A 22449-nucleotide genomic window follows, 5' to 3' on the forward strand; every position below is an offset into this window, starting at 1 on the left:
CCTGGCGTTCGCCAGGACGACACCGATGATGTGGCGCATTGCTTCCGTCTTGTTGGCATGACGGCGCGACGCCAGCTCCCACGTCACTAACCACCCATTCACCATGGCGCCGCGCGCATCGTTCGAACGAACGTCCGCCCTGCGTGAATCTACGGAGGCCGCTGGCCGACCGAATAACGCAACGTTCACCATCTGCCCAGAACTCGGGCCGTAGCCGGCCGTCGCATTCGTAACCGCAACACCCCTTATACTTTTACTCCCTACTCATCGACACGGGGAACCCGCCACGTGCGGTTCGAGTGCCCCGCGTAAGAGTAGAGGCGTATGAATACCGCACGCATTGTCGTTCTCGTCATCGCACTGGGCGCCGGCGGCGTCGCTGCGTATCTGGCGAGCGGCTACGACAACAAGCCCGCGCCCGCGCTTCCCGTCGCCGAGAAGCTGCCGACGGTTGAGGTTCTCGTCGCGAAAAACGATATCCAGCTTGGCCAGGCCGTGAAGCCAGAGGACCTGCAATGGCAGTCCTGGCCGGCGGCAACCGCCAGCGGCGCCTTCATCCGCCGCGACAGCAGGCCCGAGGCGCAGACCCAGATCGCCGGCTCGATCGCGCGCGTGCCGTTGATGCAGGGCGAGCCCATCCGCGAGCAGAAGCTGGTGCGGGCCGAGGGCTCCGGCTTCATGGCCGCGATTCTGCCGTCGGGCATGCGCGCCGTTTCCACCGACGTTACAGCCGAGACCAGCGCCGGCGGCTTCATCCTGCCGAACGACCGCGTCGACATCGTCCTGACCCGCCGCCTGAAGAATCCCGACGTCAACGGCCCGACCGCCGGCAACGACCTCATCCTGTCCGAGGTCATCCTGACCAACATCCGCGTGCTCGCGATCGACCAGGCACCGAAGGAAAAGGACGGCCAGAACGCCGTTGTCGGCAAGACCGTCACGCTCGAGCTCAAGCCGGACCAGGTCGCAACGCTCACCGCGGCGCGCCAGGGCGGCACGCTCCAGCTTGCGCTGCGGAGCATCGTCGATGCCAACGCAACCGAGCTCACGGCCGAGGACTTGGCGATCAAGCGTTCCGGCGGAGTCAACGTGATCCGCTACGGCGTCCAGGTGCGACAACTGACGTCACAGAAGTGATGGGGATAGCATGAACTACGGGGATGATCGGGCGGGCTTGCGCATTCGGGGGAATCGCGCACGCACGTTCTGGACGGGGGCGATGTTGACACTGGGGCTGCTCGCAGCGCCTGGCCTCGTCAGCGCCGCCGAAGCGCCGGTCGGCGACCAGGCGCCGCTGCAGGCGCCGGATCTCGGCGTGGCATCGGTCGGGACGATCGCGCCGGCGAAGACGCGCTTCCTGTCGCTCGGCGTCGGCAAGTCGGTCGTCATCGACCTGCCCCGCGAGGTCAAGGATGTGCTGGTGGCCGATCCCAAGATCGCCAACGCGGTGATCCGCTCGGCCCAGCGCGCCTATATCATCGGCGGCCAGGTCGGTCAGACCAACGTCGTGTTCTTCACCGCCGACGGCCAGCAGGTCGCCGCCTACGACATCGCGGTGAAGCGCGACCTCAACGGCATGCGTGCCGCGCTGCGCCAGTCGTTGCCGGGCGTGCAAATTGAAGGCATCGGCGACAGCGTGATGCTGACCGGCTCGGTGTCGAGCCCGGTCGAGGCGCAGCAGGCCGGTGAAGTCGCCGCAAAGCTGGTCGGCGGCTCCGAGAAGGTGGTCAACAACATCGTGGTGCGCGGCCGCGACCAGGTGATGCTCAAGGTCGTCGTCGGCGAAGTGCGCCGCGACATCGTCAAGCAATTGGGCGTCGATCTCAGCGCCAGCCTGAACGCCGGCACCGCGGTCGTGAACTTCAACAATTCCAACCCGTTCTCGGTCTCCGGCGGCCCGCTCGTCAGCAGCAACGGGCTCGGTGTTACCGGACTCGCAAAAGGCGTGGCCACCGTCAACGCCACGATGCGGGCGATGGAAACCGCCGGCGTGATGCGGACGCTGGCCGAGCCGAGCCTGACGGCGATCTCGGGCGAATCCGCAACCTTCATCGCGGGCGGCGAATTCCCGATCCCGGGAGGATATGCCTGCGATCCGGTCACCCACGTCTGTACCACCCAGATCACCTACAAGAAGTTCGGCATCTCCCTGAACTTCACGCCGGTCGTGCTCAGCGAAGGACGTATCAGCCTGCGCGTGATGACCGAGGTCTCGGAGCTGTCGAACCAGAACGCCATCTCCGTGACACAGGCGGTGTCCGCGAGCCAGACCAGCTCAGTCACCATCCCCTCGATCCAGACCCGCCGCGCCGAGACCACGCTCGAGATTCCCTCGGGCGGCTCGATGGCGATGGCCGGCCTGATCCAGCAGCAGACCAAGCAGGCGATCAACGGCCTGCCCGGCGTCGACCAGGTGCCGATCATCGGCGCGCTGTTCCGCAGCCAGGACTTCGTCAACAACGAGACCGAGCTGATGGTGATCGTGACGCCCTATGTGGTGCGCGCGGTCGCCCAGAAGGAATTGTCGCGGCCCGACGACGGCTTCGCGCCGGCCTCGGATGCACAGACGGCGCTGCTCGGCCGCATGAACCGGCTCTATGGCATCGCGCGCCGCGTCGATCCGATCGACGGCGCCCGCGGCGATTTCGGCTTCATCATCGACTGAGACCGGCGGACGGCTTGGGGAACGGGGCAAGGATCGGGGCAAGAGGGGATCAAGCGATGACGAAGACCATGGCCGATCGACGTCGCGGCTTAAGCGTCGCGCTGGTGCTGACGGGGCTCTCCGTCATGCTGGGTGCGTGCAACACCACGGGCGAGATCGTCACCCAGACCGTGCCGACCGATTATCGCCAGCGCCATCCGATCGCGGTGCAGGAAGCCAAAAAGTCGATCGTGATTTTCGTCGGCAAGGCGAGAGGCGGCCTCTCGGCCGCACAGCAGTCCGACGTCGCGGGCATCGCCGGAGACTGGGTGCGCGAAGGCACCGGGTCCGTCGTCGTCGACGTGCCGATCGGCAGCGCGAATTCGCGTGCCGCCGCGACGACCTATCATGAGATCCGTTCCGTGCTCGCATCCGGCGGCGTGCCGTCGCGCGCGATCGTCCAGCATCCCTATCGGCCCGAGGATCCCGGACTGCTGCCGACCATCCGCCTGAGCTATTCCCGCATCGCCGCGGTCGCCGGTCCCTGCGGGCTGTGGCCCGAAGACGTCGGTCCGTCCATCCTCGACCCCGGCTACAACGAGAACCACCCGTACTTCAATCTGGGCTGCGCCAGCCAGCGCAACCTCGCGGCGATGATCGACAACCCCGCCGACCTCGAGCAGCCGCGTGCCGAAACGCCGGTCTATACCGCACGTCGCGACATCGCCTTCGATCGCTATCGCAAGGGCGCGGCGATCGCGACTCCCAGCCCCGAGGCCGACAAGGCCAAGCTCAGCGACACAGGCAAATGACGAGCGTCAACGACGAAGAAACGGACCATCCGCGGCACCCCGAGGAGCACATTGCGCCGGTTCCTCGCATCTCGGTGCAGGCCTTTTGCGAGACCGACCAGACGCTCGCCGCGGTAACCGCGGCGGGAGAGGATCGCCGGCTGGCCAAGGCGCACCTGACCGCCAAGGAAGGCGGCCTCGCCGCGGCGATCGAAGTCTATGAGACGATGCCGACGCCGAACGTGATCGTGATCGAATCCGACGGCACGCGCGACATCCTCGAGGGCCTGGACGATCTCGCCGGCGTCTGCGATCCCGGGACCCGCGTGGTCGTGATCGGCAATCCCAACGACACCGCGCCCTATCGCGAGCTGGTGCGCCGCGGCGTCAACGACTATGTGGTGGGACCGGTCGAGACGATCGACGTGGTCCGTTCGATCTGCAGCCTGTTCTCGGCGTCCGAAGCCATCATCACCGGCCGCGTCATCGCGGTGGTCGGCGCCAAGGGCGGCGTCGGCGCGTCCACCGTCGCGCACAATGTGGCCTGGACAATCGCCCGCGACCTCGCGCTCGATTCCGTCGTGATCGACCTCGACCTCGCCTTCGGCACCGCGAGCCTCGACTACAACCAGGACCCGGTGCAGGGCATCGCCAACGCAGTGCTGTCGCAGGACCGGCCCGACACGGCGCTGATGGAGCGCCTGCTCGCCAAATGCACCGAGCGCCTCAGCCTTTTGGCCGCGCCCGCCACCCTTGACCGGGTCTACGATTTCGGCGCGGAAGCCTTCGACGCGGTGTTCGACACGCTGCGCATGACCACGCCCTGCATCGTGCTCGACGTTCCCCATCAATGGTCGGGCTGGACGCGGCGCGCGCTGATCAACGCCGACGACATCGTGATCGTGGCCGAGCCCGATCTCGCGAATTTGCGCAACACCAAGAACATGCTGACCGTACTGAAGACGGCGCGGCCGAACGACCGGCCGCCGCTGTACTGCATCAACCAGGTCGGCATGCACAAGCGCGCGGAGATCGACGTCAAGTCCTTCGCCAAGACCATGGAGAGCCAGCCGATCGCGGTGATCCCGTTCGATTCGAAGCTGTTCTCGACCGCCGCCAACAACGGCCAGATGATCGCGGAGGTCTCCAAGAGCCACCGCACCACCGCGCTGTTCCAGAACATGGCGAACCGCCTTGCCGGGCGCGGCGAGGTGAAGAAGCCGAAGCGCTCGCTGCTCGGACCGCTGTTGAAGAAGCTGAAGGGCCGCTCGGGCCGCGCATCCGCGCCGCATCGCAAGGCGTCGTAGGCGCCAGCGTCGAGACAACACGTCAAACAGAAACCAACGAGTTGGCGGACTACTTCTCGGCCCGCTGCTGTTGCTTCTTCGCCAGCAGCTGCCGCAGCGCCGTGATCTTCGCCGCGGCCTGGTCCGGCGGCAAATCTGCCTTCACGAGAATTTCTGCCTCGGCCTCGCGGCCCTGCAATCCCAGCACGAGCGCGAGATTGGCACGGATCCGCGCATCGTTCTGATTGCGCTGATGGGCGCGGCCGAGCACCTGTTCGGCCTTCGCCAGATTGTTTTGCAGCACATAGGACAGGCCGAGATTGGACAGAACCTGTGGCTCGTCCGGCACGATCTTCAGCGCGGTCGCGTAATATTGCTGCGCCTCTTCGTTGCGGCCGAGCTGGTCGAGCGCCGCGCCCTGCGCCGACAGGATGCGCCAGTCCGGATCCTCCGGCGTATGCGCGCGGCTCAGAACGTCGAAAGCCTGCTGGAAATTGCCGTTGTCGGCGAGCGCGCGGCCGTAGCCGGCGAGCAGCGCCTTGTTGCGGGGATGGCCGAGCACGGCCTGCTCGAGCACCGCGACCGCCTGGGCGCTCTGCCCGCTCTCGCGCAGCGCCTTGCCGTAGTCGAGCGCGACGTTGGGATCGCTGGGCTTGGCGCGATAACGCTCGCGCAGTGCGTCCATGTCCGGCTTGCCGTCTGCCTTGCTCGCGGCTTCCGACTTGCCGCCGAGCGCGCCGGTGATGTCCTCGATGCCAGTGGTCTGACAGCCGCCGAGGGCAAGGAGCACAAGCGCGGACAGCAGATATCTCGCCGGGCGAGAGGCAAGGGACAAACGCTTGGACATACTCTGATCACTCGGCGACTGATCAGGGATGCTTACCGATTAACGCTAAATTCCCGTTAAGGACGTGAGCCCCAAAGCCTAATCGGTGAACTCGGCGCCGAACTCGCAGCCGATGCGCCAGCGCAGGCGGCACTGGCGGGAATAGTCCGGCGCGAAGATGATGGTGAATTGCGGCGGCACTTCCAGGAATTCCGCCACCACTTTCACGCCCCCGTCCGAGATATCGGTAATCGTGCAATCTCGCGGCAGCGAGCCCGCGCCAAAGTGAATCTTGGCGAGCCGGCTGCACACCCGACGTTCGCTTCTCCGGCGATTTGCAAGCATTTTGATTGTTCACTTGTTAGATCACGGCCCATCCCGCAGCCCTAGGAGTAGCGGACATTCGTTGGGATGTGCTGAGGACAGAAGCTTGCATTCGAGGCGTAGTGTCCGCGTCCTGTTTACGATTGGTTAGGGCTTGCGCGGCGCCGGGCATGTTCCCGTATTGTTCTTGCGGAGGGTGGCCGGCTCTGCTACCCTCGATTGTGCAAGAGGGCAGGCTGGTTCGGCATGGTTCAACGGGTTTCTACCGTCGCCTTTGAAGGGATCGAGGCCCGCGCGGTCGACGTGCAGGTGCAGGTCGCGCCCGGCCTGCCGGCCTTTGCCATCGTCGGCCTGCCGGACAAGGCGGTGTCCGAGGCGCGCGAGCGGGTCCGCTCGGCGCTGATCGCCTCGGGCCTGGCGCTGCCGGCGCGGCGGATCATCGTCAATCTGGCCCCGGCCGATCTGCCCAAGGAAGGCAGCCATTACGACCTGCCGATCGCGCTCGGGCTGATGGCGGCGATCGGCGCAATTCCGCCGGATGCGCTGACCGGCTTCACCGTGCTCGGCGAGCTCGGCCTCGACGGCTCGATCGCGCCTGTGGCCGGCGTTCTTCCCGCCGCGATCGGCGCCAATGTGCGCGAGGAAGGCTTGATCTGTCCGGCCGCCTGCGGCTCGGAAGCGGCCTGGGCGAGCCCGGACATCCAGATCATCGCCGCACAATCGCTGATCCAGATCGCCAACCACTTCAAGGGCACGCAGGTGCTGTCGCGGCCCTCGCCGAAAGTGCACGAGGCCGCCGCCTCAAAGCTCGACCTGCGCGACATCAAGGGCCAGGAAAGCGCCAAGCGGGCGCTGGAGATCGCCGCCGCCGGCGGACATCACCTGCTGATGATCGGCGCACCCGGCGCCGGCAAGTCGATGCTGGCGGCGCGCCTGCCCTCGATCCTGCCGCCGCTGTCGCCGGGCGAGCTGCTCGAGGTCTCGATGATCGCCTCCGTCGCCGGCGAGATCGAGGGCGGCGCGCTGACCGCGCGGCGCCCGTTCCGCTCGCCGCATCATTCCGCCAGCATGGCCGCGCTCACCGGCGGCGGGATGCGCGCCAAGCCCGGCGAGATCTCGCTCGCGCATCAGGGCGTGCTGTTCCTCGACGAGCTGCCGGAGTTCGATCCGCGCGTGCTGGATTCGCTGCGCCAGCCGCTGGAGAACGGCGAGGTCTCGGTGTCCCGCGCCAATCATCGCGTCACCTACCCTGCCCGCTTCATGCTGGTCGCTGCGATGAATCCCTGCCGCTGCGGCAACGCGTTCGAGCCCGGCTATGCCTGCAAGCGCGGCCGCATCGATCGCTGCACCGGCGACTACCAGGCGCGCATCTCGGGGCCCTTGATGGACCGCATCGATTTGCGCATCGAGGTCCCGGCGGTGACCGCGACCGACCTGATCCTGCCGCCACCGGCGGAGGGATCGGCCGAGGTCGCCGCACGCGTGGCGGCGGCGCGCGACATCCAACTTGCGCGTTACGCGGATATCGGCCTGCCGAATGTCCGCACCAATGCCGAGGCGCCGGCCTCGGTGCTGGAAGACATCGCCAAGCCGGACGCGCAAGGCCAGAAGCTGCTGCGCGACGCCGCCGAGACCATGCGGCTGTCGGCGCGCGGCTATCACCGCGTGCTGCGCGTGGCGCGCACGCTCGCCGACCTCGACAACGCCGACAAGATCGGCCGGCTGCATCTCGCCGAAGCGCTGTCCTACCGCGCACTCGCGGAGGATGTACGCCAGATGGCGTGATCATTCCGCGCATCAACCCGGCGGTAACGAGTTTCCTTTACGCTCTGCAAACCATAAGGCCCACAAGTTCCCGGACGGGCCCGGCGAGTAGAGTGTCATGTTGCGTTTCAAGATCCTGGCCTCGGTTGTTCCCCTGTTGGCGGCTGCGGTGTTTGCCCGCAGCGAGATCGGATCGGTCTCACATCCCTGCATCGCGCTGGGCGACACCTCCGTCGAGCTGACATCGCTGTTCTGGACGGCCGGCATCCATGTCGCCTTCACCGACGATCCGACACGGGCCACGGTGCGGGTCCAGATCACCGACGATGCGGACGGTGCGGACTTCGCGGTCGTGGACGACGGCCTCGGCGCCGAGCCGGACTCCTGCCAGGCCAATCCGCAGACCCGGCTCATCACGATTGCCGCGCAGCCGGTCGACGGCGGACCGGTGATCTACCTCTCCACCGACGGACCGGCCGACTATCGCATCTATGTGCGCTCGAAGACGTTCTCGCAGCGCGAGGCGGCGGCGCTGATCGTCGGCGCCCACGACGGTCACCGCCCGTTCCAGGCCGCCTCGCTCTGAAGCGCGATGATTATCCCGCTTCAGAGTTGGTGTCGGAGCATGATCTTTCCGGAAAACCGCTGCACACTTTGCGCTGACGCGGCCCTTCGGGTCCGGATCATGCTCTGAGGCGTTAACACCTCGTCAACCTTGTTTGGAGGCGACCCGAAAGCCTCAAGCTGTTCGCAAGGTCGGCGGGACATCGTCGCAGCGGCGAGCGCGGGGTTTTAAGAGTCGGGGTCGGTGGCGATGGGTCGGACGTTCCGGATCAAGGTGCGCATGCGCCGCTTCAGGCGGCAGCACCCCCGCATTGCCTTCGCGATCCGCTCCTTCATGATCTTCTCGGCGACGTTCGGCGGCGCCTATGGCTTTGTCTCCGGCAGCCGCTCCGAGAATTCCGGTTACGATCCCCACACCTTCGCGATCGGCGCGAGCTTCCTGTTCGCGCTCGCCTGCCTTGGCCTCGCGACGCTCAGCATGCGGCTGCGTTTCGTCAACAAGCGGCTGCGCAAGCTCGCCGCCCACAACGAGACACTGATCGATCGCAATTGGGAGCTGAAGGAAGCCGAGGAACGCGCCCGCAGCCTGTTCGAACAGCAGGGCGATCTGATCGTGCTGCGCGATCACCAGAACCGCATCACCTTTGCCAACGACGCCTATTGCGCGCTCGCGGGACAGGCGCGCGGCGCCCTGGTCGGCACGCGCTTTGATTTCGACGTGCTGGAGCAGGGCGACAGTGCCCGCGAAAGCACCGGCACACGCGTTCACGACCAGAAGATCGCAACCCCGCTCGGCGCGCGCTGGATCGCCTGGCGCGAGGGCTATGTCCGCCTCGACGCAGGTCAGCCGGCCGAATTGCAGAGTGTGGGGCGCGACGTCACCGACCGCACCGAGACCGAGCGCGCATTGTCCGACGCCCGCGACCAGGCCGATGCCGCCAACCGCGCCAAATCGCGTTTCCTCGCGATGGCCTCGCACGAGATTCGCACGCCGCTCAACGGCATCATCGGCATGGGCGGCCTCTTGCTCGACACCACGCTGACGCTGGAGCAGGCGACCTACGCGAAGGCCGTGAAGACCTCCGGCGAAGCGCTGATGGCGCTGATCGAGGAGCTGCTCGACTATTCCAAGATCGAAGCCGGCAAGCTCGATCTCGAGCAGCGCCCCTTCGCGCTCTCGACCCTGATCGAGGAGATCACCGAGCTGCTCGCGCCCCGCGCGCAGGCGAAGACGCTCGAGATCGCCGCCTATGTCGACGAGCGCCTGCCGCTCGAGGTGGTCGGCGACGCCGCGCGGCTGCGCCAGGTGCTGCTCAACCTCGCCGGCAACGCCATCAAGTTCACCGCAAGCGGCGGTGTCGCGCTGATCGTCGAGCCCGGCATCTGGCCGAACGAGATCTGCTTCCTCGTCCGCGACACCGGCATCGGCATCGCAGCCGAAGCGCAGCAACGCATTTTCCGCGAGTTCGAGCAGGCCGACGAGCGCGTCGCCCGCACCTATGGCGGCACCGGGCTCGGTCTTGCCATCAGCGAACGCATCGTCAAGCGCATGGGCGGCCGGATCACACTCGCGAGCGAACCGGGCAAGGGCTCGACCTTCGAGGTCGCGGTGCCGCTCGCGCCGTCAGAGGCCCGCGCGGGGCAGACCGCATTCCCGAGCCCCGACCTCACCGGCAAGTCGATCCTCCTGATTGCCGAGGGCATCGAGGCCTCGCTGATCGCGCGTCGCCTGGAGCGCTGGGGCAGCCAGACCTGTCTGGTGACCGACGCCACGGTCGCGGAAGCGCTGCTGCCGGAACGCTCATGGCACGCGGTGCTGGTCGATCGCGCGATCGGCCCCGCGATTGCCGACCGGCTGGGCGAAGTGGCCCGCGCCCATGCGCCGCAACGGCTGGTGCTGCTGACGTCGAGCTCGCGCCATGAAAAGCAGTCGGCGGCGTTCACCGGTTTTCTGGTGAAGCCGCTGCGCGCGGCCTCGCTCGCCGCACGCCTCGCGCTGACCCCGGAGGTTGCCTCGCCCGAGCTCGCGCCGGAGCCTCCGGTTGAATCCGCGAGCCCGGCGCCGGCAAAGGGACTTTCGGTCCTCGTCGCCGAGGACAACGAGATCAACGCGCTGCTGATGCGCTCGCTGCTGACCAAGCTCGGCCACCGCGTCGTCATCGCCGTCCATGGCGAAGCCGCGCTGGAATCCTGGCTCGCTGCCAGCTCGGCCGGCACGCCCTATGATCTCGTGCTGATGGACATCCAGATGCCGCAGCTCGACGGCATCGAAGCGACCAAGCGCATCCGCGCGCATGAGGCCGCCACCGGCGGCCAGCACACGCCGATCCTCGCGCTCACCGCCAATACGCTGGTGGAGGATCGCTACGCCTGCTTCGAGGCCGGCATGAACGGGTTCCTGATCAAGCCGCTCGACCGCGACAAGCTGGACGAAGCGCTGGCGGGACTGGCGGCGTCGCGGCAGCTGGCGGGCTGATCCGGGATTTACGGGAACCTCACCTCGGCTGGCAATCGCCAATTGAAGTCAGCTGCACGGCGCGTCACCATCCTCCGGGGCATTTGCAAAGAGGATGTCGCACATGAACGTGCTTTGCCGCCTCGCAGTCATTGTCCTTCTCGCTGGATTCTCCCGATACGCCGCAGCCGATACGCCGGATCTCGTCTCATCGCTCAAGCAAGGCGGCTACGTGCTGATCTTTCGGCACACTGCGACCGACGATAGCCAAAAGGACGTCTACCCCTTCAGGTTCGACGACATGAGCGCCCAGCGTCAGCTCAGTGAAAAGGGCAGGGACATGGCGCGCCAGATCGGGGCGGCGGTCAAGGAGCTCGCGATCCCGATCGGCGATGTCTACACCAGCCGGCTGAACCGCGCGATCGAGACCGGCAAGCTGATCTCCGGCCGCGAGGTCAGGCCGGTCGACGCGTTGACAGACAGCAGCAACGCCGGCGCATCGGGAATGGCAAACCCGGCCGGCGCAAATGCCAAGGCCGGCCAGTCCGTGCGACAGCTCGTCGATGCACCGCCGAAGGCCGGCACCAACACGTTCCTGGTCACCCACAAGACGAATATCGCCGATGCCTTTGGCAAGGATGCCGGCGACGTGCAGGAGGGCGAAGCTTTCGTCTACAAGGCCAGCGGCTCCGGCCCGGCCGCCTTTGCGGGGCGCATCAAGCCTGCGGACTGGAGCGCGAAGGCCGGCAGGTGACAGACCGCATCGAACCCGGCCGCCTGCGCGACGGGACGGGCGTGACTTGCCGCCCCGCCGCAGTCCTGTGATACCAACGTCCCGTAAGGAGCGACTGAAAGGCCGGCGACACGTGAGAACATCGGAAGACCGCTCATTCCTCGTCTTGCTTGCGGCAATCTCCGTCGCGTTCGGCTGGCTGCTATGGCCGTTCTCCGGCGCATTGTTGTGGGCGACGCTGCTGGCGATCATCTTCGCGCCACTCTATCGACTTTGCCTGGAAACGTTCCCGGAATGGCGCAACCTTGCCGCACTTTCCACCGTCCTCGTCGTGGTCGTCATGGTCCTGATCCCTGTGGCCGTCGTGATCGCCTCGCTCGTCGAGCAGGGAGGGGAGCTGTATCAGCGTGTTCAGACCGGGGAGATCAGTTTCGCTCATCCCCTGCAGCAACTGAAATCCGCGCTGCCCGACTGGGCCGCGTCCGTCTCGGACCGTCTGGCCGGGATTGATCTTTCGGCCCTGAAGGAACGCCTCTCGAGCCTTGTCGTCCCGGCCGGCCAGCAGCTGGCCGGGCACGCGATCAACATCGGTCAGTTGACCGTGGAGTTCGTCGCAAGCTTGCTCGTGATGCTATACCTGCTGTTCTTTTTCCTGCGCGACGGTGACGAGCTGAACGTACGCATCCGCGACGCGCTGCCGCTGCGTAGGAGCCACACCGCCGCGATTCTGGATGCGTTCACCCTTTCGGTTCGCGGGACGATCAAAGGGATCATACTGGTTGCGCTGATCCAGGGAGCGCTTGGCGGGCTGATCTTCTGGCTGCTCGGCCTGACTGCGCCGCTGCTGGCCGGCGCCCTCATGGCGCTACTTTCACTTCTGCCTGTGCTCGGCTCCGCCCTGGTCTGGGTTCCGGTCGGCCTCTACCTGCTCGTGGCAGGCGCAGTCACGAAGGGAATGATCCTGCTCGTTTTCGGCACCTTCGTGATCGGTCTTGCCGACAACTTTCTCCGCCCTGTCCTGGTCGGCCAGTCAATCCGAATGCCAAGCTATGTTGTGCTGCTCGCCACCCTGGGCGGCCTTGCGACTTTCGGCGCGAACGGCTTTGTCATTGGTCCGCTCGTCGCCGCAATGTTTCTGACGGCGTGGCACATCTTCGTCGGCTCGAAAGAGCAACAAGAGGTCCGGAATTGACCCGCTACCCGGCGTGACGGTCAACCATGGAGCCCATCGCGCCTTCGATGCGTCATAGCCAAAAACCTTTTGTCGGCCTGCGACAAAAGACACTCTGCCCGAACAAGCCAGGCCTTGTCAGCCGGCGCGCTTACAGCCGCCGCAGCGCCACGCTCTCGACCACGTGGTCGGGGCCCTTCTTCAGGATGAGCGTCGCGCGGGGACGGGTCGGCAGGATGTTGTCCTCGAGATTGGCGAGGTTGGTGCGTTCCCAGATCGCGATCGCGGTGGCGGTGGCTTCCTCGTCGGACAACAGCGCGTAGCGGTTGAAGTAGGATTTGGGATTGGTGAACGCGGTGTCGCGCAGCGCCAGGAAGCGCTTGATGTACCAGCGCCGCAGCGCCGCTTCGTCGGCATCGATATAGACCGAGAAATCGAAGAAGTCGGAGACCACGGGCACCGCCTTGCCGTCGCGCGGCAGCTTGCCGGTTTGCAGCACGTTGACGCCCTCGACGATCAGGATGTCGGGCTGGTCGATCTCCACCCACTGGTTCGGCACGATGTCGTAGGTCAGATGCGAATAGACCGGGGCGCGGACGTGGCGGCGGCCGGCCTTGATGTCGGAGAGGAAGCCAAGCAGCAGCGGCAGGTCGTAGCTCTCCGGAAAACCCTTCTTCTGCATGATGCCCTGCCGGTCGAGCACGGCATTCGGGTACAGAAAACCGTCGGTCGTGATCAGGTCCACTTTCGGGCGCGGCGACCAGCGCGCCAGCAGCGCCTGGAGCACGCGGGCCGTGGTGGACTTTCCGACCGCAACCGAGCCGGCGACGCCGATGATGTAGGGCATCTTGCGGTCGCGGATGTTGAGGAACTGGCGCTCCGCGTAATACAGGCGCTGCATCGCGTCGACATAGATCGACAGCAGCCGCGACAGCGGCAGGTAGATGTCCTCGACCTCCTGCAAGTCGAGACGATCGTGCAGCGAGCGCAGCCGGTCGAACTCGCCCGGCTCCAGCGTCATCGGCGTGTCGTCGCGCAACCGCGCCCATTGCTCGCGGGTATAGACCCGGTACGGATTATACTGCTGCTCGGGTGCGCGGATATCCATGACGCCGCCTTTCCGTTGCGACTTGCTCACTCTTTACGCGAAGCTTTTTCTTCCAACCCTGACATCGAGGTTCGCTTGCCCAGCGCGGCCTCGACCTCTTCCAGCTTTATGCCGCGTGCCTTCAAAAGCACAAGGAAATGATAGAGCAGATCGGCACCTTCGGCGATCAGATGCGCGCGATCGTTTTCGACTGCTGCGATTACGGTTTCGACTGCTTCCTCGCCGAACTTCTTGGCGCAATGCTCGGCGCCCTTGTCCAGGAGTTTGCGGGTATAGGAGCCCTCGCCGCCGGCCGCGGCGCGGGCGTCGATGGTCTCGGCCAGATCGTGGATCGTGAAACGCGGCATCGGAACTACTCGGAAACACACTTGGCAGCGCACTTGGCCACGGCGGCCAAGCCCAACGGCCTATGTAGCATTTTCAGGAGCGGGAGTCGTCAGGCATCCAGGCGCATGGGCAGGCCGCGCCGGGCCATGTGCTCCTTGGCCTCGCGGACGGTGAATTCCCCGAAATGGAAGATCGAGGCCGCCAGCACCGCCGTGGCGTGTCCGTCGCGGATACCGTCGACGAGGTGGTCGAGATTGCCGACGCCGCCCGAGGCGATTACGGGAACGGGAATACTGTCGGCGATCGCCCGAGTCAGCGGGATATCGAACCCCTGCCTTGTGCCGTCGCGGTCCATCGAGGTCAGCAGGATTTCACCGGCGCCGAGCGAGACCACTTCCTGGGCATATTCGATGGCGTCGATGCCGGTCGCGTTGCGGCCGCCATGGGTGAAGATCTCCCAGCGGTCACCACCCGGGCGCTTGACCCGCTTGGCGTCGATCGCGACCACCACGCACTGCTCGCCGAACTTTTCGGCCGCTTCCTTGACGAACTCGCGCCGCGACACCGCGGCGCTGTTGATCGAGACCTTGTCCGCGCCGGCGCGCAGCAACGTCTTGATATCGTCGACCTCGCGCACGCCGCCGCCGACGGTCACAGGCATGAAGCAGGCCTCCGCCGTGCGCCGGACCACGTCGAGCATGATGCCGCGGTTCTCATGGGTCGCGGTGATGTCGAGGAAGGTGAGCTCATCGGCGCCGGCGGCGTCATAGGCGATCGCGGCTTCGACGGGGTCGCCGGCATCGCGCAGGTCGACGAAATTGACGCCCTTGACGACTCTTCCGTCCTTGACGTCGAGGCAGGGGATCACGCGCACCTTGAACATCGGATGTCTCCTAGGCGGCGCGCGCGTTGCGGATCAGGGTGAGGGCGGTGGCGGGATCGAGCCGGCCGTCATAGAGCGCACGGCCGGCGATCGCGCCGGCGAGCTTCGATGCGCGCGGCGTCAGCATCGCCTTGACGTCGTCGATCGAGGCAAGGCCGCCGGAGGCGATCACCGGGATGGAGATGCTGTCGGCCAGCGCGATGGTTGCGTCCAGGTTCAGGCCCTTGAGCAGGCCGTCGCGCGCAATGTCGGTGAAGATGATGGCGGCAACGCCGGCATCCTCGAACCGCTGCGCGATCTCCAAAGCAGTCACCTGCGAGGTCTCCGCCCAGCCCTCGACCGCGACCTTGCCGTCGCGGGCGTCTAACCCGACCGCGACGCGGCCGGGGAATTTCTTGGCCGCAGCCTTCACCAGTTCAGGATCGCGCACCGCGGCGGTGCCGATGATGACGCGGGTGATGCCCTTTTCGAGCCAGGCTTCGACGGTCGCGAGGTCGCGAATGCCGCCGCCGAGCTGCACCGGGATCTTGATCGTCTTCAGCATCGCCTCGACAGCCTGCGCGTTCACCGGCTTGCCGGCAAAGGCACCGTCGAGATCGACGACGTGGAGATACTCAAACCCCTGCTCGGCAAAGCTCTGCGCCTGCGCCGCGGGATTGAGGTTGAACACGGTCGCGCGCGCCATGTCGCCTTGCTCGAGGCGCACGCACTGGCCGTTCTTGAGGTCGATCGCGGGGAAAAGAATCACGGCTTCCATCGCAAAAAGTTCGAGATCAGAGCGAGGCCAAAACGCTGGCTCTTCTCGGGGTGGAATTGCGTGCCGATGGCGGTGTCCTTCGCGACGATCGCGGTGACAGGCCCGCCATAGTCGGCGCGCGCGAGCACGTCCGCCTCATTGGCGGCGTTGAGGTGGTAGGAGTGCACGAAATAGGCGTGCTGGCCCTTGGGGCCGAGCGGCAGCTTGTTCAGCACCGGGTGCTCGCGCAGCACGTCGAGCGTGTTCCAGCCCATGTGCGGGATCTTCAGGCTTTCGTCGCGCGGCGTGATCTTCTCGACGTCGCCGCCGATCCAGTTCAGGCCCTGCGTGATGACATGCTCCTTGCCGCGGGTGGCGAACAGCTGCATGCCGACGCAGATGCCGAACATCGGCCGCGCCTTGACCCGCACCGCTTCGGTGATCGCCTCGACCATGCCGTTGACGGCGTCGAGGCCGCGCCGGCAATCGGCGAAGGCGCCGACGCCCGGCAGCACCAGGCGATCGGCGCCGTAAGCCTGATCCGGATCGCTCGTGACGAAGACCTTTTGCGGGTCCTCCAGGCTGCGCGCGGCGCGCTCGAAGGCTTTCGCGGCGGAATGCAGATTACCGGAACCGTAATCGATGATGGCGATGCTCATCTTGACCCTCCCGGTTCTGGAAACAAACCAATGATGCCGCCGGCCGGAATTGGCGGCGGGTTCGAGAATTGCTGGCCCGGCGTATTGCGGGTCGGCGGCGGGCCGCCGCGATCGACGGCCCATTGATCGTTGACGATGCCGTGCTGCTTCTGGCTCCAGCGCTCGAAGAAGCGGCGCTCGGCGGTGTCCTCGTCGTCGGAGATGACGATATCGAGCTGCCGCCACTTGCCGCGCGACAGCGTCCAGCGCCGCAGGCTGGAAGCCTCGAACCCCATCAGCACCGCAACGATCATATTGGCGAAGAAGATCGAGCTGCGGCCGACGCCGAGGCGGTGCAGTCCGGCATCGAACGCAGCCAGGAAGACGATCCAGCCGATCAGCGCCAGCCATAGCCGATTCCACAGCAGCCAGAACGGGCCGAAGATCATCGCCCAGAAATGGAAGCCGTCGCGCACGAAGACGAACTTGTCGGTCGCGCGCAGATCGGCTCCGGCAGGGGAGGGAGCATGAACTGTGTAGACAGGCATGGTGATGCCCCGTTCTCAAGAATTCAGTGATGCCGCCGGCGTCGTTTCGTCAACCGACGGAGATGTCAGCCGCCGAGCGAGCCCTTGGTGGACGGGATTTCACCCGCCGCCTTCGGATCGATCGCAACCGCCGCCCGCAGCGCCCGCGCCAGACCCTTGAAGCAGGACTCGGCGATATGGTGGCTGTTATCGCCATATAGGGTCTCGACGTGGAGAGTCACGCCGGCGTTCATGGCGAAGGCCTGGAACCACTCGCGCACGAGCTCGGTGTCGAACTCGCCGATCTTGTCGCGGGGGAAGTCGACCTTGAACACCAGGACCGGGCGGCCCGAGATGTCGATCACGACGCGCGACAGGGTCTCGTCCATCGGCATGTGCACGCCGGCATAGCGGGTGATGCCCGCCATGGTGCCGAGCGCCTGCTTGACCGCCTGGCCGAGCGCGATGCCGGTGTCTTCGGTGGTATGGTGATGATCAATGTGCAGGTCGCCGACCGCCTTGACCGTGAGGTCGATGCGGGAATGGCGGGCGAGGAGATCGAGCATATGGTCGAAAAAGCCGATGCCGGTCGCGATATTGGACACGCCGGTGCCATCGAGGTTCACGGTGACCTCGATGTCGGTTTCCTTGGTCTTGCGCTTGATCGTCGCGGTGCGCATCAAAACTAGCTTTCGCTTTATTTGAGCATGATCTTTGTCGGAAAACCGGTGCCCACTTTTCCGGATCATGCTCGGGGGCCGAAAACGGGGGTCTTTTAACAGCCCCATGACGCCTTCGCTACTGCGGGAACGGCTGGCCGGGCGTCTACTTCTGCCTATGGTGAGCGAAATTGGGGCCGGAGCGGCCCGTTGTGCCCTCGCCCCCGACCGCCTAAATCAGCCCGGACAACGAGGATCATTCATGCAGGATTCCCAGAAAAGCTCGCCGGGCTGGCACGGCACCACGATCTTGACGGTCCGCAAGGGCGGCAAGGTGGTGATCGGCGGCGACGGCCAGGTCTCGATCGGCCAGACCGTGATCAAGTCCAACGCCAAGAAGGTCCGCAAGCTCGGCAGGGGCGACGTCATCGGCGGCTTTGCCGGCGCCACCGCCGACGCCTTCACACTCTTTGAGCGGTTGGAAGCCAAGCTCGAGCAATATCCGGGGCAATTGACCCGCGCCGCGGTCGAGCTCGCCAAGGACTGGCGCACCGACCGTTACCTGCGGCGGCTGGAGGCCATGATGATCGTGGCCGACAAGGACGTCTCCCTGGTGCTGACAGGCACCGGCGACGTGCTCGAGCCCGAGGCCGGCGTGATGGCGATCGGCTCCGGCGGTAACTATGCACTGGCGGCCGCGCGGGCCCTGCTCGACACCGACAAGGACGCCGAGACCATCGTCCGCCGCTCCCTCGACATCGCCGCCGACATCTGCGTCTACACCAACCGCAATGTGACCATCGAAAGCCTGGCGACCGGCTAGGGCTTGGTGGAGATGGACTCAACCGCTGCTCCGATGGAGATGCGTTCCCTCCCCCCTTGTGGGGGAGGGCTAGGGAGGGGGGTAGCCCAGGAAAAGATGCCGGTTGTTGATGATGCACCGAATGCGGTCGCGCGACGGAAAGAATCCCCGTGTGGCACCCCCCTCCCTGCCCCTCCCCCACAAGGGGGGAGGGAACGGAGAGAGCGTTGCTGTCGGCCAAACTCAATTCGACTTCAGTCCATCACGCTCTAGGCCATGACGCCCGCCTACACCTTCCGCCTCATGACCGCCGCCGACCTGCCGCTGATCCGGCGGTGGCTGGGCGAAGCGCATGTGCGGGAATGGTGGGGCGATCCGGGCGAGCAGTTTGCGCTGGTCAGCGGCGACCTCGATGAGCCGGCGATGGACCAGTTCATCGTGTTGGCCGGCGACAAGCCGTTCGGCTATCTTCAGTGCTACCGCCTGACCGCCTGGAATACGGGCGTCGGGCCGCAACCGGAGGGCACGCGTGGGATCGATCAGTTCATCGGCGAAAGCGACATGATCGCGCGCGGCCACGGTTCGGCCTTCATCCGCCAATTCGTCGACGAGCAGCTGCGGCAAGGCCTGCCGCGCGTCGTCACCGATCCAGACCCGCTCAACGCGCGTGCCGTACGCGCCTATGAGAAGGCGGGCTTCGTCCGCGACCGCATGGTCGAGACGCCGGACGGGCCGGCGCTGGTGATGGTGCGCGAGCCATGACGCTGGCAACCACGCACGAAAGCAAAGCCGCGGTGCCAGCATTCGCCTGGGTCGGCATCGCGCTGTTGCTGCTGGCGCTGCAGGCCTCGATCCTGTTCGCGATGGGCCGGGTGCCGATCTGCACCTGCGGCTATGTCAAGCTGTGGCACGGCGTGGTGAACAGCTCGGAGAACTCCCAGCACATCGCCGACTGGTACAGCTTCTCGCACGTCCTGCACGGCTTCCTGTTCTACGGATTGACCTTTCTGCTATTCGCGCGCCTGCCGTTGCTGCCTCTGTCGTGGCCGGCGCGGCTGATCGTCGCCATGCTGATCGAAGGCGCCTGGGAGATCGTCGAGAACTCGCCATTCATCATCGAGCGCTACCGCGCCGGCACGATCTCGCTGGACTATTTTGGCGACAGCATCGTCAATTCGGTCTCTGACAATCTGGCCATGGTGCTGGGGTTCCTCGCCGCACGCGTTCTGCCGGTCTGGGTCACCGTGATGATCGGGCTCGCCTTCGAGATCATGCTGGCGCTCCACATTCGCGACAATCTGACGCTCAATATCCTGATGCTGATCCATCCGATCGAGGCCGTGAAGCAATGGCAATCGGGGCCGCCGATCATCTGACGGCCGAAAAAGCGACTTGTCCCGGCCCGCATCTGACCCTAGCTAAGGTCCCATGACAGACTTCTCTCCCCGCGAAATCGTTTCCGAACTCGACCGTTTCATCGTCGGCCAGACCGACGCCAAGCGCGCCGTCTCGATCGCGCTGCGCAACCGCTGGCGGCGGCAGCAGCTCGAAGGTTCCTTGCGCGAGGAGGTGCTGCCGAAGAACATCCTGATGATCGGCCCCACCGGCGTCGGCAAGACCGAGATCGCGCGGCGACTGGCCAAGCTTGCCAATGCGCCGTTCCTGAAGGTCGAGGCGACGAAGTTCACCGAAGTCGGCTATGTCGGCCGCGACGTCGAGCAGATCGTGCGTGATCTCGTCGAGGTCGCGATCGCCCAGGTGCGCGAGCGCAAGCGCAAGGATGTACAGGCGCGCGCCCAGCTCGCCGCCGAGGAGCGCGTGCTCGACGCCCTGGTCGGCGCCAATGCGAGTTCGGCGACGCGGGAATCCTTCCGCAAGAAGCTGCGGGCGGGCGAACTCAACGACAAGGAAATCGAGATCGAGACGCAGTCCTCCGGCGGCGGCATGCCGATGTTCGAGATTCCGGGCATGCCGGGCGCGCAGATGGGCGCGATCTCGATCGGCGACATCTTCGGCAAGCTGGGCGGCCGCAGCAAGACCCGGCGGCTCACGGTGGAAAGCTCGCACGAGATCCTTATCAACGAGGAATCCGACAAGCTGCTGGACACCGAGCAGCTGACGCTGGAAGCGATCAGCGCGGTCGAGAACAACGGCATCGTGTTCCTGGACGAGATCGACAAGATCTGCGCCCGCGACGGCCGCGTCGGCGGCGACGTCTCGCGCGAGGGCGTGCAGCGCGACCTGCTGCCGCTGATCGAGGGTACCACGGTCTCGACCAAGCACGGCGCGGTGAAGACCGACCACATCCTGTTCATTGCCTCCGGCGCCTTCCATGTCGCCAAGCCGTCGGACCTGTTGCCGGAATTGCAGGGCCGCCTGCCGATCCGCGTCGAGCTCCAGGCGTTGAGCCGTGACGACATGCGCCGCATCCTGACCGAGCCCGAGGCCTCGCTGATCAAGCAATATGTTGCCCTGATGCAGACCGAGGGCGTCACGCTCGACATCACCGACAACGCCATCGACGCGCTCGCCGACGTCGCGGTCGCCGTCAACTCGACCGTCGAGAACATCGGCGCGCGGCGGCTCCAGACGGTGATGGAGCGGGTGCTGGACGAGATCTCCTTCACCGCGCCCGACCGCAACGGCGAGACCATCCGGGTCGATGCCGATTTCGTACAGAAGCACGTCGGCGACCTCGCCAAGAACGCCGATCTGAGCCGGTTTATTTTGTAATTCCGGGCTTGTCCGCTATCTATCCGCCGTCGTCCTGGCGAAAGCCAGGACCCATTCCACCAGCGGATATTGTTGAAGCAAGATGGCGGCTTTGATCTCGGCTCAAACGACCTGCGGTGGTTATAGGTCCCGGATCTGCGCACGCTCCGGACAACGCTGCGCGTTGGCACGAGCTCGCTTGTCCGGGACGACGGCGGGGGTTGACGCGCGTCGAGTGCCACATGCTCGCTAACCTCCAGAAAAACCCCTGGCGCCTGCTGCTCGCGATCAACGCCGTGGTCATCGTCGGCGTGTTCGTTCACAAGATCCAGCTGCCGCCCTACGTCCCCTACATCCACCTGCTCGTCGACTACCATTTCGGCTTCATCAAGCGCGCGCTGATCGGGGCGGTCGTCGCGCTGTTCACGGCGAAGGTGCCGGTCTGGCTGGTGTTCGCACTCGGCGGCATGACGTGGCTGGTGACGCTGGCGCTATTCGCAAGGTTGTTTCAAAAGACCTTCGGCTTTGCCGCGAAGACGCTGCCGCTGTTCGTGTTCATCGCGGGCTCGCCGTTCTTCCTGAAGAACTTCATGCACACGCTCGGTCATTTCGACATCTATGGCTGCGCGCTGACGATCATCCTGCTGCTGATGCCGGCGGGCTCATTGCTGTTCGTGGCGACGGCGGCGCTGTTCTCGATCGTGCTCGTGCTGATCCACCACATTCATCTCTTGATGTACGTGCCGACCATCATCGCCATCGTCGTGATCAGGCACTATCTCGCCTGCGGCTGCAATCGCAGCAACGTCGCGTTCGGCGTGGTCGCCCTCGCGGTCGTCTCCGCGCTGTTCTTCGCGGCCCAATTCCTGGGAACGATGCCGATCCCGGAGGCGGATTTCGTCGCGTATCTGAAGACCAGGATGGTCGATCCCTCCCGCACCGACCTCTTGCAATTCAGCTACATCTGGTACCAGCCGCTGGCGAAGGAGATCTTGGACACCTGGGGCCGCCTGCCGCACAACATCCTCGGCCTGCCGGTGTTTGCGCTTCTGATCTGGCTGCACACGCCGCTGTGGCGCTATTTTGCCAATTTGATCGGCGCGCTCGCAAGCGAGATGCACCGGCGCCTCGTCATCGCCGCGCTGATTGGCGTCAGCCTCGCCTATCTCGTGATGTTCGCGATGGTGTTCGACTATTCGCGCTGGATCTCGAACTGGGCGGTCTGCATGTTCCTGATCCTGCATGCGGTGAAGATGCTGCCGGCCAAACAGGAGACCCCGCTGATCCCAGCCGGGGATCGCAACACTGACATCTTCGGCCTGGTCATCACGCTGATCCCGCGCGTCGGAATCGTGCGGCCGTTTTAGACGGTGCACTCCCTCTCCCGCTTGCGGGGGAGGGCTGGGGTGAGGGTGTCACCGCAGAGGGACTCCCCAAGACGAAAGAACCCTCACCCGCCACGCTCTTCGAGCGCGTCGACCTCTCCCGCAAGCGGGAGA

Annotated in this window: 23 protein-coding genes; 14 read left to right on the plus strand and 9 right to left on the minus strand. The window is 65.6% G+C overall.

Features of this window, described 5'->3' with window-relative positions; translation table 11 throughout:
* The first annotated feature begins 324 nt into the window (after positions 1–324).
* The 4 genes from cpaB to ACVWW6_RS07085 are packed head-to-tail and all read left to right on the plus strand — an operon-like array spanning position 325 to position 4742.
* Positions 325–1137 carry a Flp pilus assembly protein CpaB gene (cpaB, locus tag ACVWW6_RS07070; RefSeq protein ID WP_011083494.1) on the plus strand — a complete coding sequence of 271 codons (813 nt, stop codon included), beginning with the start codon at positions 325–327 and terminating at the stop codon, positions 1135–1137.
* Between the two features lie 10 nt (positions 1138–1147).
* A complete protein-coding gene (locus ACVWW6_RS07075; protein ID WP_161532814.1) occupies positions 1148–2665 on the plus strand; it encodes a type II and III secretion system protein family protein in 1518 nt (505 codons plus the stop codon).
* A 56-nt stretch (positions 2666–2721) separates the two neighbouring features.
* Positions 2722–3456 (plus strand): CpaD family pilus assembly protein, encoded by a 735-nt coding sequence (locus ACVWW6_RS07080; RefSeq protein ID WP_161532813.1) that lies wholly within the window; start codon positions 2722–2724, stop codon positions 3454–3456.
* Positions 3453–4742 carry an AAA family ATPase gene (locus tag ACVWW6_RS07085; protein WP_038965131.1) on the plus strand — a complete coding sequence of 430 codons (1290 nt, stop codon included), beginning with the start codon at positions 3453–3455 and terminating at the stop codon, positions 4740–4742. The genes ACVWW6_RS07080 and ACVWW6_RS07085 overlap by 4 nt, the downstream gene beginning before the upstream one ends.
* 49 nt (positions 4743–4791) lie before the next feature.
* Here ACVWW6_RS07085 and ACVWW6_RS07090 read toward each other — a convergent pair whose 3' ends face one another.
* Together ACVWW6_RS07090 and ACVWW6_RS07095 are read right to left on the minus strand one after the other, a co-directional pair.
* Positions 4792–5568: a tetratricopeptide repeat protein gene (locus tag ACVWW6_RS07090; protein ID WP_038965130.1), complete on the minus strand. Its 777-nt coding sequence runs from the start codon at positions 5566–5568 to the stop codon at positions 4792–4794.
* 78 nt (positions 5569–5646) lie between these two features.
* Positions 5647–5892, minus strand: coding sequence for a PilZ domain-containing protein (locus ACVWW6_RS07095; RefSeq protein ID WP_011083489.1), 246 nt, complete (start codon positions 5890–5892; stop codon positions 5647–5649).
* A gap of 225 nt (positions 5893–6117) precedes the next feature.
* On the opposite strand from ACVWW6_RS07095, the gene ACVWW6_RS07100 reads away from it, so the two are divergent.
* From ACVWW6_RS07100 to ACVWW6_RS07120, 5 genes are all read left to right on the plus strand, one after another.
* Positions 6118–7656, plus strand: coding sequence for a YifB family Mg chelatase-like AAA ATPase (locus ACVWW6_RS07100; protein WP_456680427.1), 1539 nt, complete (start codon positions 6118–6120; stop codon positions 7654–7656).
* Between the two features lie 97 nt (positions 7657–7753).
* Entirely contained in the window at positions 7754–8221 is a 468-nt protein-coding gene (locus ACVWW6_RS07105; RefSeq protein WP_011083487.1) for a hypothetical protein, read from the plus strand.
* Between the two features lie 228 nt (positions 8222–8449).
* Positions 8450–10675 (plus strand): ATP-binding protein, encoded by a 2226-nt coding sequence (locus ACVWW6_RS07110; RefSeq protein ID WP_456680428.1) that lies wholly within the window; start codon positions 8450–8452, stop codon positions 10673–10675.
* Between the two features lie 103 nt (positions 10676–10778).
* Positions 10779–11408, plus strand: a complete 630-nt coding sequence (locus ACVWW6_RS07115; RefSeq protein WP_028175013.1) for a histidine phosphatase family protein — start codon at positions 10779–10781, stop codon at positions 11406–11408.
* A gap of 112 nt (positions 11409–11520) precedes the next feature.
* Entirely contained in the window at positions 11521–12579 is a 1059-nt protein-coding gene (locus ACVWW6_RS07120; protein ID WP_456680429.1) for an AI-2E family transporter, read from the plus strand.
* Between the two features lie 130 nt (positions 12580–12709).
* Here ACVWW6_RS07120 and coaA read toward each other — a convergent pair whose 3' ends face one another.
* From coaA to hisB, 7 genes are all read right to left on the minus strand, one after another.
* A complete protein-coding gene (gene coaA, locus ACVWW6_RS07125; protein WP_027543772.1) occupies positions 12710–13666 on the minus strand; it encodes a type I pantothenate kinase in 957 nt (318 codons plus the stop codon).
* A gap of 26 nt (positions 13667–13692) precedes the next feature.
* Entirely contained in the window at positions 13693–14013 is a 321-nt protein-coding gene (locus tag ACVWW6_RS07130; protein ID WP_011083482.1) for a phosphoribosyl-ATP diphosphatase, read from the minus strand.
* A gap of 89 nt (positions 14014–14102) precedes the next feature.
* On the minus strand, positions 14103–14876 hold the full coding sequence (hisF, locus tag ACVWW6_RS07135; RefSeq protein WP_011083481.1) for an imidazole glycerol phosphate synthase subunit HisF: 774 nt from the start codon (positions 14874–14876) through the stop codon (positions 14103–14105).
* Between the two features lie 10 nt (positions 14877–14886).
* On the minus strand, positions 14887–15633 hold the full coding sequence (gene hisA, locus ACVWW6_RS07140; protein ID WP_161532809.1) for a 1-(5-phosphoribosyl)-5-[(5-phosphoribosylamino)methylideneamino]imidazole-4-carboxamide isomerase: 747 nt from the start codon (positions 15631–15633) through the stop codon (positions 14887–14889).
* The gene (gene hisH, locus ACVWW6_RS07145; protein WP_011083479.1) at positions 15621–16271 is read right to left on the minus strand and encodes an imidazole glycerol phosphate synthase subunit HisH; all 651 of its coding nucleotides are present in this window, start codon (positions 16269–16271) and stop codon (positions 15621–15623) included. Before hisH ends, hisA begins: the two co-directional genes overlap by 13 nt.
* Positions 16268–16798, minus strand: coding sequence for a DUF2628 domain-containing protein (locus tag ACVWW6_RS07150; RefSeq protein WP_011083478.1), 531 nt, complete (start codon positions 16796–16798; stop codon positions 16268–16270). Before ACVWW6_RS07150 ends, hisH begins: the two co-directional genes overlap by 4 nt.
* Positions 16799–16863: 65 nt before the next feature.
* Entirely contained in the window at positions 16864–17457 is a 594-nt protein-coding gene (hisB, locus tag ACVWW6_RS07155; protein ID WP_027543777.1) for an imidazoleglycerol-phosphate dehydratase HisB, read from the minus strand.
* 241 nt (positions 17458–17698) lie between these two features.
* Here hisB and hslV point away from each other — a divergent pair, with 241 nt between their 5' ends.
* The 5 genes from hslV (at position 17699) to ACVWW6_RS07180 (ending at position 22317) form a co-directional block, all read left to right on the plus strand.
* A complete protein-coding gene (hslV, locus tag ACVWW6_RS07160) occupies positions 17699–18259 on the plus strand; it encodes an ATP-dependent protease subunit HslV (protein WP_011083476.1) in 561 nt (186 codons plus the stop codon).
* Positions 18260–18514: 255 nt separating this feature from the next.
* A complete protein-coding gene (locus ACVWW6_RS07165) occupies positions 18515–19000 on the plus strand; it encodes a GNAT family N-acetyltransferase (protein ID WP_456680430.1) in 486 nt (161 codons plus the stop codon).
* Entirely contained in the window at positions 18997–19614 is a 618-nt protein-coding gene (locus ACVWW6_RS07170; RefSeq protein ID WP_028175007.1) for a DUF2585 domain-containing protein, read from the plus strand. Before ACVWW6_RS07165 ends, ACVWW6_RS07170 begins: the two co-directional genes overlap by 4 nt.
* A gap of 52 nt (positions 19615–19666) precedes the next feature.
* Positions 19667–20971, plus strand: a complete 1305-nt coding sequence (hslU, locus tag ACVWW6_RS07175; RefSeq protein WP_456680431.1) for an ATP-dependent protease ATPase subunit HslU — start codon at positions 19667–19669, stop codon at positions 20969–20971.
* A gap of 221 nt (positions 20972–21192) precedes the next feature.
* Positions 21193–22317 (plus strand): hypothetical protein, encoded by a 1125-nt coding sequence (locus tag ACVWW6_RS07180; protein WP_456680432.1) that lies wholly within the window; start codon positions 21193–21195, stop codon positions 22315–22317.
* Positions 22318–22449 lie beyond the last annotated feature (132 nt).

It is taken from the genome of Bradyrhizobium sp. USDA 3311, assembly GCF_054062495.1.